The sequence below is a fragment of the Gordonia marina genome (assembly GCF_052036135.1).
GTDB lineage: Bacteria > Actinomycetota > Actinomycetes > Mycobacteriales > Mycobacteriaceae > Gordonia.
Window position 1 is genome coordinate 95,547 of the sequence record NZ_JBPSDN010000016.1, and the last position, 9,209, is coordinate 104,755.

The window sequence follows — 9,209 nt, forward strand, 5'->3', positions numbered from 1 at the left end:
CGCGGCCGGTCAACGGGCCGCGGCGCGGACGTCGGCGTCGTCGTCGGCGCGGGCGAGCGCGATGAGCTCGGCGACCCGCGGGTCGTCCGACCACGGGCGGAGGGTCTGCACGGTGGCCTTGCGCACGTCGCCGTGCGGATCGGACACCAGCGGCGCGAGGGCGTCGATCGACTCGCTGCCCGGCGCCACCGCGAGCCCGGTGGCCGCCCCCTTGCGGACCTGCCAGGCGCTGTCGCGCAGCGCCTTCCGCAGCAGTTTCCCGTCGGCCTGCGCATCGCCGAGGGAACTCAGCGCGGCGAGTGCGGCGGCGCGCACCAGCGGGTCGGGGTCGACGGCCAGCGCGCGCAGCGTGTCCGCGCCGGCGCCGACGGTCGCCAGGCCCTGTGCGGCGACGACCCGCACCTCGCGGTCACCGTCGGCGGCCGCCCGCGCGATCGATGCCGCGTCGTCGAGGGAGACCAGGCCGCGGATGGCCTCGATCCGCACCCGGTGATGCGGATCGGTCAGGAATCCGGCGAAGAACGCGGACTCGGCCTCCTTCAGGGCGCGCAGGACGTCGAGCACCCCGGCCCGCACCAGCGGATCGTCCGACGCCGCCGCGCCCAGCAGCACCGACACCAGTTCGGGTTTGCCGCTCACCACCTCGATCAGCTCGCGCAGGGCCTCGACGGCGGCGCGGCGCACCCCGCCGTCGGCGTCGCGCAACGCCGCGGCCAGCGCGAGGTCGAAACCGGGCGGCGTGTGTTCGGTGAGCGTCGCGACGGCCGTGCGGCGCACCGTGGCGTCGTCGTCGGCGAGATACCCGGCCAGCTCGCCGACCGTGACCGTCTCCATCGCGACCAGTTCGGCGATCCGCGGTGACAGCGGCTCCCGCCGGGCCGGGGCCGCATTCGGGCGGGCGATCGGCCGGTCCGTGGCGGACGGAAGACCGCCACCGGGGCCGACCGTGACGGTGGGCTGCGCGACGGCGATCACCGAACGATCCGCCGGCGGCAGGTGATCGAGGCCGTCCACGGGGACCAGATACGGCGCCACCGGGCGCCCCAGGAACTCCATCTCGCCGTCCGCGTTCTTGCGGACGTTGAGGTGATAGCCCCAGGCCGCGTCGTCGCGCTCGGGAAGGTCGCTGCGCTGGTGGTACAGGCCCCACCGGCTCTCGGTGCGGGTCAGCGAGCTGCGTGCGGCGAGTTCGGCGCAGTCGCGGATGAAGGTCACCTCGGCGCAGCGCATCAGCTCGTGCGGGGTCCGCCCGCCCATCTCGGCGATCTCCCCCTTCATCCGCTCGAAGGTCTCGATGGCGATGCCCAGCTTGTTCGACGTCTTCGGGGGTGCGACGTAGTCGTTCACGAACCGGCGCAGCTTGTACTCGACCTGCGGCTGCGGCGGCCCGTCGGGGTTGCGCAGCGGCCGGTAGATCAGTTCGTGGGCGGCGGCGATCTGGTCGCCGGGCAGGTTGCCGGGCGCACCGACGTTCTTGGCCCGCTCGCTCGCGTGCCCGCCGGTCAGCTCGCCGTAGACGAAGGCCCCGATCATGTAGTTGTGCGGCACGCAGGCGAGGTCGCCCGCGGCGTACAGGCCGTCGACCGTGGTCGCGCCGTTCTCGTCGACCCAGACCCCGGACGCGGAGTGCCCGCTGCACAGGCCGATCTCGGAGACGTGCATCTCGATGTCGTGCGTGTGATAGCTGTGGCCGCGGTTCGCGTGGAAGGTGCCGCGAGTCGGGCGCTCGGTGGTGTGCAGGATCGATTCGAGGGTGTCGATGGTCTCGGTCGGCAGGTGCGAGACCTTCAGGTACACCGGGCCGCGCGCCGAGTCGATCTCGCGGACCACCTCGGTCATCATGTCGCCGGACCAGTAGTCCGAGTCGACGAAGCGGTCGCCGTCGGCGTTCACCTGATAGCCGCCGAACGGGTTGGCGACGTACGCGCACGCCGGGCCGTTGTAGTCTTTGATCAGCGGATTGATCTGGAAGCACTCGATCCCGCTCAGCTCCGCGCCGGCGTGATACGCCATCGAGTAGCCGTCGCCGGCGTTGGTCGGATTCTCGTAGGTGCCGTACAGGTAGCCCGACGCCGGGAGCCCCAGGCGCCCGCACGGCCCGGTCGCCAGGATCACCGACTTGGCGCCGATCACGTAGAACTCGCCGGTCCGGGTGTGCAGGGCCGCCGCGCCGACGGCGCGGCCGTCCTCGGTGAGGACGCGCACCGGCATCAGCCGGTTCTCGATGGTGATCTTCTCCCGCATCTCGCGGCGGCGCAGCACGCGGTACAGCACCTTCTTGACGTCCCGGCCCTCCGGCATCGGCAGCACGTACGACCCCGAGCGGTGCACCCGGCGTACCGCGTACTCGCCGTACTCGTCCTTCTCGAACTTCACGCCGTAGCGCTCCAGCCGGGAGATCATCCCGAATCCGCGGGTCGCGGTCTGGTAGACGGTCTTCTGGTTCACGATGCCGTCGTTGGCTCGGGTGATCTCGGCGACGTAGTCCTCGGGCAGCGCCTTGCCCGGGATCACCGCGTTGTTCACCCCGTCCATGCCCATCGCGAGGGCGCCGGAATGCCGGACGTGCGCCTTCTCCAGCAGCAGCACGTTCGCGCCGTTCTCGGCCGCGGTGAGCGCCGCCATGCAGCCCGCGGTGCCGCCGCCGATCACCAGGACGTCGCAGTCCAGGCGTTTCGCGTCGGCGAGGTCGGGAGCGGTGAACGGTGCAGCTGCGGGGGCGGTCATGCGGAGGCCTTCTCTCGGAGCCGGTCGGATCGGTGGGTCGGTCGGGGAGTGGCGAGAGCGGCGGCGGCCGCCGCGCGGGCCGCGTCGTTCGCGGCGGCCGGGGTGCGCGGATACGGGACGTCGACGATCCGCCGGACCGGTTCGCCGGCCCGGCCGAGCACGACGATGCGGTCACCGAGCAGGACCGCCTCGTCGATGTCATGGGTGACGAAGACGACCGTGGCGGGATGCGCCTTCAGGGTCCGGATCAGCAGTTGCTGCATGGACTTGCGGGTCTGCGCGTCGAGGGCGCCGAACGGCTCGTCCATCAGGACCGCGCGCGGCGCACCCGCCAGGCCGCGGGCCAGCTGTACCCGCTGGCGCATACCGCCGGACAGTTCGCGGGGCAGGTGATCGGCGAAGTCGTCGAGCCCGATCTCGGCGATCCAGCGATCCGCCTCGGCCTTGCGCCGGGCGCGCGGCACTCCGCGGAGCGTGAGTGCCAGCAGGATGTTGCGGCGGACGCTGCGCCACGGATGCAGGGCGTCGTCCTGGAAGACCATGGCGCGGTCACGCGAGGTGCCGGTCACCGGCTCGCCGTCGACGGTGACGGCGCCGTCGTCGATCGGCCGGAGTCCGGCGATCGCGCGGAGCAGCGTGGACTTGCCGCAGCCGGACGGGCCGGTCACCACCAGCACCTCACCGGCGGGGATGGACAGGGAGACGTCGTCGACGACGGTGCGGTCGCCGTGGCGCAGGGTGACGCCGGCGATGTCGATGGCGGTGCTCATGAGTGTCGTTCTCCTCTGGGAAGCCAGCCGGTGACGCGGCGGCCGATCAGTTCGATGCCGCCGGAAGTGACGGCGCCGAGAGCGGCGATGGTGAACATGCCGACGAAGACGCCCGGGTAGTCGACCACCGTGTAGCTCTGCCAGGTCTGGTAGCCGATACCGAGGCGGCCGGAGATCATCTCGGCGGAGATCAGGCAGATCCAGGCGACGCCGATCCCGACCGACAGGCCGCTGAACACGCCCGGCATGATCCCGGGCACGATCACCCGCAGCACCACGTCGCGGCGGGTGCCGCCCATGGTCAGCACCGACTCCTCCCAGATGGTCGGCAGCGCGCGGACGGCGTGCCGGGTGGAGACGACGATCGGGAACAGCGCGGCGACGAAGGTGATGAACACCATGCCCGCCTCGTCGCTCGGAAAGACCAGGATGGCGATGGGGACCAGGGCGATCGCCGGGATGGGCCGCGCCAGCTCGGTGAGAGTGCCGAGGGTGTCGCCGGCCACCGACGACCGGCCGAGGGCGATACCCAGCGGCACGCCCACCGCGGTCGCCAGCGCGAAGCCGGTCCCGATCCGGATCAGCGACTGTCCGACGTCGAGGTAGTACTGCGACGTCCCCAGTCGCTGCCACCAGGCGCTCAGCACCTCGCCGGGCGACGGGACGGTGTCGAAGTGCAGCCAGGCGACGACGTCGTTCGCGGCGAGCAGCTGCCACAGACCGACGACGGCCAGCACGGTCGCCACCCGCAGCGCCCAGCGGGTGACCGGGATGCCGGGCCGTGCGCCGGCGGCCGGTGCGGCCGTGGCGACGGAGGCGTCGGCGGGCTCGGTGCCGGGGACGACGGCCGCGGTCACGGCCGCACCTGCGCGAGCGCGTCGTCGTAGCCGACCGGGACCGCGGCGGGATGGGCGGCCCGATAGGTGGCCGCGCTGTCCGGCGTGGTGAACGCCTCGAAGCGGTCGCCGTCGCGCAGCCAGACCGCATGATCGGCGAACCAGCGGGTGCCCAGCACCGGGTCGGTCACGTAGGCGGCGGTGACCTTCTGATGCGTGGCGCGGGCGGCGCGGACCAGCCGCAGGAGGCCGGTCGCGTCGTCGGTCTTGACGGTGTGCGAGCCGTCGTACCAGACCTCGCCGGGCGCGGCGCCCTGGTCGCCGCGCCGGTCGAGGAGCTGCTGGTAGTTCCCGCCGGTCTCGGCGACGGCGGTGCGCAGCGGCCCGTCGTTCACGAAGGTCGCGAGATCGACCGGGTGCGGAAAACTGCCGATCGACTTCAGGTACGGCTCGTCCGCGGCGAGCGCGTCGACCAGGCCCGGCTTGAGCGCCGGGTCGAAATCGGTGCCGCCGGGACCGTTGTACAGGTAGACCACCTCGGGCGGCAGGCCGCTGGCCTCGGCGACCTGCTTGGCGGCGGCCAGCGGATCGGCGGCGAGAGCGCCGGTGGCGTCGAGCTGCGCCTTCAGGAACGCGTCGATCACCTCGGGGTGATCCTTGATGAACGTGTTCCGGGCGATGGTGCCGTGCAGGGTCGGGCGGCCGAGCTGGGCGCCGTCGTAGATCACCTTCGCCTTGTTCTGGAACACGAGCAGGCCGGGCCAGGCGACGAACTGGGCCAGCGCGTCGACCTTGCCGCTCTCCAGCGCCGACGCGCCGACCTGCGGTTGCTGGTTGGTGACGGTCACCTGGTCGGCCGGGATACCGGCCTGGCTCAGGGCCGCGACCAGGGTGCCGTGTCCGGCCGAGCCCACGCTGGCCGACACGCGCTTGCCGCGCAGACCGGTGATCGAGGTGATCGGCGAGTCCGGCCGTGCGACCACCATGTTCAGCGACCCCTTGGCCGAGGAGCCGGTGACCGACAGGATCGACGTCGCCGTCGCCGGGTTCACGTTCGCGCGGGAGCCGTTGATCAGCAGCGGATAGTCGCCCATCGAACCGATGTCGATCTTGCCGGCGATCATGCCGGTGGTGATGGGGGCGCCGGTGTCGTAGTCCTCCCAGCGCACCGAGTACTTGGTGCCCGACTTCTTGCCGGCCTCGTCGAGGCGCTTCTCGAAGTAGCCGCGGGCCCGCAGCAGCGTGCCTGCGGTGACGGTGTTGATGGTCTTGGACTGGTAGCCGACGACGATCTGCGTGGTGCCGGAGTCGGCGTCGGAGGAGAGTGAGCAGGCCGTGGCGCCGAGGGCGACGGCCACGGCGAGGACGGGGGACAGGATTCGAGCGGATCTGGGCATGGGGGAACCTCACACGTGGGCTGAGAAACTTGAGGCGGGGAACTTCGAGGCGGGACTTCTGGGGCGGGTCCGGGCGGTCAGCGCAGCAGGTACGGCATGTTGACGGTCACCGCGCCGGTGGGGCAGCGGATGGCGCACGGGCCGCAGTACCAGCATTCGTCGACGTGCATGAACGCCTTACCCGACTCCGGGTTGATGGCCAGCGAGTCGAGGGGGCACACCTCGACGCAGAGCGTGCAGCCTTCGATGCACAGCGATTCGTCGATGGTCACCGGCACGTCGGCGCGATTGTTGACGAGGGTCATCGGGGTTCTCCGATCGGCGGGGTGGAGGCGGCCCGCAGCGCGGTGGCGTGCAGGGAGATCCGGTCACTGCGCATCCGCAGGTATTCCAGATCGACGGGCCGGGCGTCCGGCCCGAGCCGGGTCAGACGTTCGATCAGCAGCAGGGCGGTCCCGGCCGGCACGGCGAGGTTGGCGGCCGAATGCGGATCGGCGTTGGCGGCCTCGACGCTCTGTTCGGCCGAGTGCAGACGTTCGCCGGAGACCTGTTCGAGGAGGGCGAAGACGTCGGTGTTCTCCAGGTCGTGGGCCAGCACCGGGACACCGACGTCAGGGGCGAGGTAGGTGAGATCCAGGCTCACCGGTTCGTCGTCGAGCAGCCGGAGCCGTTCGATGTAGACCACCTCGCCGCCGGGCTCCAGCCGCAGGCGCCTGGCGACCGCCGCCGGGGCCCGCACGACGGTCGCGACCCGGACCTCGTTGCGGACCGCGCCGTAGGTGCGAAGGGTCTCCTTCAGTCCGCGGAGGGCATCGATGCCGTGCGGCGCCCGCCGTCGTATGACGTGGGTGCCGACGCGCGGAGCGCGGTCGATCTGGCCTTCGCCGCACAGCAGTGCGAGGGCGTCGCGGACCGCGTTGCGGGAGACACCGAACTCGGCGGCGAGCGCGCGTTCGTCGAGTGCACCGGTGCGTTCGCCCCGGTCGATGCCGCGCCGCAGCACGTCGGCGACGACGCGGGCGTCGTCCGCACGGCGGCGGTTCGGATCGGTGCTGATCGGCATGGATGGGAGCCTATGGCGCTGATCGCGGCGGGCGCCCCGGTGCGCGGAGGCCACGGATGCGGGCGGGCTGAACCCGCCACCCCGAGGCGCTCGGATACCGTGAATGACCTGCGGCGAAGAGTCGTTTCCCGGTGATTCCGCCACCGGTTCGGCGGGCCTGCGCGTTGAACTCAGCGCGCGCAAAATGCGGTGCGCCGCCCGCGCCGGTTTTCGGGCGCGGGCTACCCGGCGAGTTGCGCCAGCTGGAAGCACGCCGCGAGCAGCACGGCCTCGGCGACCGCGCCGAGCAGCGCGACACCCAGGACCGGAAGATCCTGGGCCACTCGCGACTTGATCCAGCGGCCCGTCCGGTTCAGGAGCAGGAGACCACCGATCGCCGAGAGGGCGACCGCGGCGACGGGCCAGACCCAGGCCCGCTCCCCGCAGGCGGCGCCGGGCTCGCAGGTCGAAGCGGTCCACAGCGTGGAGACGGACAGGACGAGACTTCCGACGATCGCGACGAGGGCCTGACCGAAGACGAGTACGCCGGCGGCGGCGTTGTCGGCGGTACGGAGAACTCGATGGGCGGAGTCGGGGAGCGCGTGCACGGTGTCCAGTCTTCGACGACGGTCCGCCGCCCGGAAGCGTAGAACTACCCGGATGCGCCCGCGCGGTAGGCTGCTCAACCGTGAACGCCGCACCTCGCCGACTTGCCCGTACGACCGCCGGACTGGTGTGCGCCGCCGCGTTCCTCGGCCTCACCGCCTGCGGCGGCGGGCACGACTCGTCGCCCGCGGAGTCGGGCGGGGACTCGTCCGTCGTGGACTCCGGGCCGACGCTGGCGACCGGGGATCTGACCGATTGCCAGGCGGCCCTGCAGGTCTCCGCGCAGATCGGCCAGTACCTGGAGTTGTACAACGACACCGCCGACCTGCGGGACGAGGCGGAGCTTCCGTCCGCGGTGCCGCTCGGCTTCATCGAGAACAGCCAGGCGCTGGTGAAGAAGATGAACGACGATCCGCTGCGCACCGTCGTCGTCGATTCCATCGCGATCCAGAAGCGGTACAACGCCGCTCTCGCCGCGAATCAGCGCGGCCAGGCGAGCACGGCGGTGCGCGACCAGTCGGGGCTGTTCACCACCGCGCTCGACAAGTGCGGTTCCACCCTCTCGGCGGACGATCGCAAGGACTTCGACCGCACCAAGGCCGCGTACGCGAAGGGCTTCCCGGCGAAGTAGTCGTGGCTCGTCGAGACCACTCGTTCTGGCCGGGGCCGGTCAGAACGGTGGTGGCCCGGCGGCGTGTTCGCGTTCACGCAGGCGGAGTCGAAAGGTGCGGCGCCAGATTTGTAGGCGGTGGCTGAGTTGGTCGGTGGCCCGCGCCAGCTCGTTGAGTCGGCAAACGGCCCCTGCGAGCCAGTCGAGCCGGCACGTGGCCCTGCCAGGTCGTTGAGCCGTCGGGCGCGAGACGGTATGTGGAGGAAGCGCGGGCCGAATGCTCCTGACTGCAGGTAGAACGTGAATCATCTGTTCCGGGTGTCACATTGCAGTGGAAGGAGCCTCCGGTGATTGTTCACGGTACAAGGCGTGGGGCTGGACGTGCATGCGCGTTCGGTCGTCGCTCACGCGGGTGATGAGGACAGCGGCCTGATCGTACGGGCCATGCTGAGTCCGAACCATCGGGAGATCGTGCAGTGGCTGGTGGCGCTGACCGCACCGGTCCAGGTGGTGTATGAGACAGGGCCGACCGGGGTCTGGCCCGCGCGATCCAGGCCGCGGGGGTGGACTGCCTGGTCGCGGCGCCGTCGTTGCTGCCGAGCCCGCGTCGAAAGGCCCTTCTGGAGACTCGATTCGTCGATGTCGGAAGTCGCGACCGCGACGCTCGCGCCATTCGCGCGGACGCTCGGAACGCGGCGCCGTTTGCGAGTCGCCTGAGTACACGATTTGCGACCTATGTCCGCCTATCTGTGTCGTCGCCTGGGCGCGCCACGCCGAACATGTACTGAACCGGACAATGGGTCTGCTATGTTCTCGCCGTGAATATACGACTAGTCGGACGCACCCGACAAGAAGTGAAACTACAGGGCGGTGCACGTCCTCTGGTTGTGGGAGCCGTGTTGCTCGCGTTTGTGTTGTTGCTCGGTATCGCAGGTATGGGACCGGCTTCCGCTCGGCCAACTGGAGGCTTCACTGATCGATCGGGAACGCGAGCCTTAGTAGTGCCCCATAAGGTGGTGTAACTCGGTGGCCGAGATCGTCTCCGACTTCGTGTCGGGACGGACGTAGAGCGGCCACCGTGTGATCCTTCGAGTCAACCGTCTAAAGAATCCTCGAACGGAGTCATCACGATGACCGCACCTCATATTGTCGACCCTGCAGGCCTGCTTGGCCAAGCCCTCGCCGACGCGTCACCGGATCTGATGCGCGAGCTGCTGCAAA

Annotated in this window: 8 protein-coding genes; 1 reads left to right on the top strand and 7 read right to left on the bottom strand. The window is 70.7% G+C overall.

Going from position 1 to position 9,209, the window contains the following annotated elements; all coding sequences use genetic code 11:
- Positions 1-9 precede the first annotated feature (9 nt).
- The 7 genes from ACSEEN_RS12230 to ACSEEN_RS12260 all read right to left on the bottom strand — a co-directional run bounded on the left by ACSEEN_RS12230 (position 10) and on the right by ACSEEN_RS12260 (position 7,380).
- On the bottom strand, positions 10-2,727 hold the full coding sequence (locus tag ACSEEN_RS12230; RefSeq protein WP_440713331.1) for a fumarate reductase/succinate dehydrogenase flavoprotein subunit: 2,718 nt from the start codon (positions 2,725-2,727) through the stop codon (positions 10-12).
- Positions 2,724-3,497: an ABC transporter ATP-binding protein gene (locus ACSEEN_RS12235; protein WP_298445172.1), complete on the bottom strand. Its 774-nt coding sequence runs from the start codon at positions 3,495-3,497 to the stop codon at positions 2,724-2,726. Before ACSEEN_RS12235 ends, ACSEEN_RS12230 begins: the two co-directional genes overlap by 4 nt.
- Positions 3,494-4,270 (bottom strand): ABC transporter permease, encoded by a 777-nt coding sequence (locus ACSEEN_RS12240; RefSeq protein ID WP_440713334.1) that lies wholly within the window; start codon positions 4,268-4,270, stop codon positions 3,494-3,496. The genes ACSEEN_RS12235 and ACSEEN_RS12240 overlap by 4 nt, the downstream gene beginning before the upstream one ends.
- Positions 4,271-4,350: 80 nt before the next feature.
- Positions 4,351-5,730, bottom strand: coding sequence for an ABC transporter substrate-binding protein (locus tag ACSEEN_RS12245; protein ID WP_440713332.1), 1,380 nt, complete (start codon positions 5,728-5,730; stop codon positions 4,351-4,353).
- A gap of 77 nt (positions 5,731-5,807) precedes the next feature.
- Positions 5,808-6,035 carry a 4Fe-4S dicluster domain-containing protein gene (locus ACSEEN_RS12250; RefSeq protein WP_298445166.1) on the bottom strand — a complete coding sequence of 76 codons (228 nt, stop codon included), beginning with the start codon at positions 6,033-6,035 and terminating at the stop codon, positions 5,808-5,810.
- Entirely contained in the window at positions 6,032-6,793 is a 762-nt protein-coding gene (locus ACSEEN_RS12255) for a GntR family transcriptional regulator (RefSeq protein ID WP_298445163.1), read from the bottom strand. The genes ACSEEN_RS12250 and ACSEEN_RS12255 overlap by 4 nt, the downstream gene beginning before the upstream one ends.
- A gap of 221 nt (positions 6,794-7,014) precedes the next feature.
- Positions 7,015-7,380, bottom strand: a complete 366-nt coding sequence (locus ACSEEN_RS12260) for a hypothetical protein (protein ID WP_247866338.1) — start codon at positions 7,378-7,380, stop codon at positions 7,015-7,017.
- 80 nt (positions 7,381-7,460) lie between these two features.
- On the opposite strand from ACSEEN_RS12260, the gene ACSEEN_RS12265 reads away from it, so the two are divergent.
- Positions 7,461-8,009 carry a hypothetical protein gene (locus tag ACSEEN_RS12265; protein WP_298445159.1) on the top strand — a complete coding sequence of 183 codons (549 nt, stop codon included), beginning with the start codon at positions 7,461-7,463 and terminating at the stop codon, positions 8,007-8,009.
- Positions 8,010-9,209 lie beyond the last annotated feature (1,200 nt).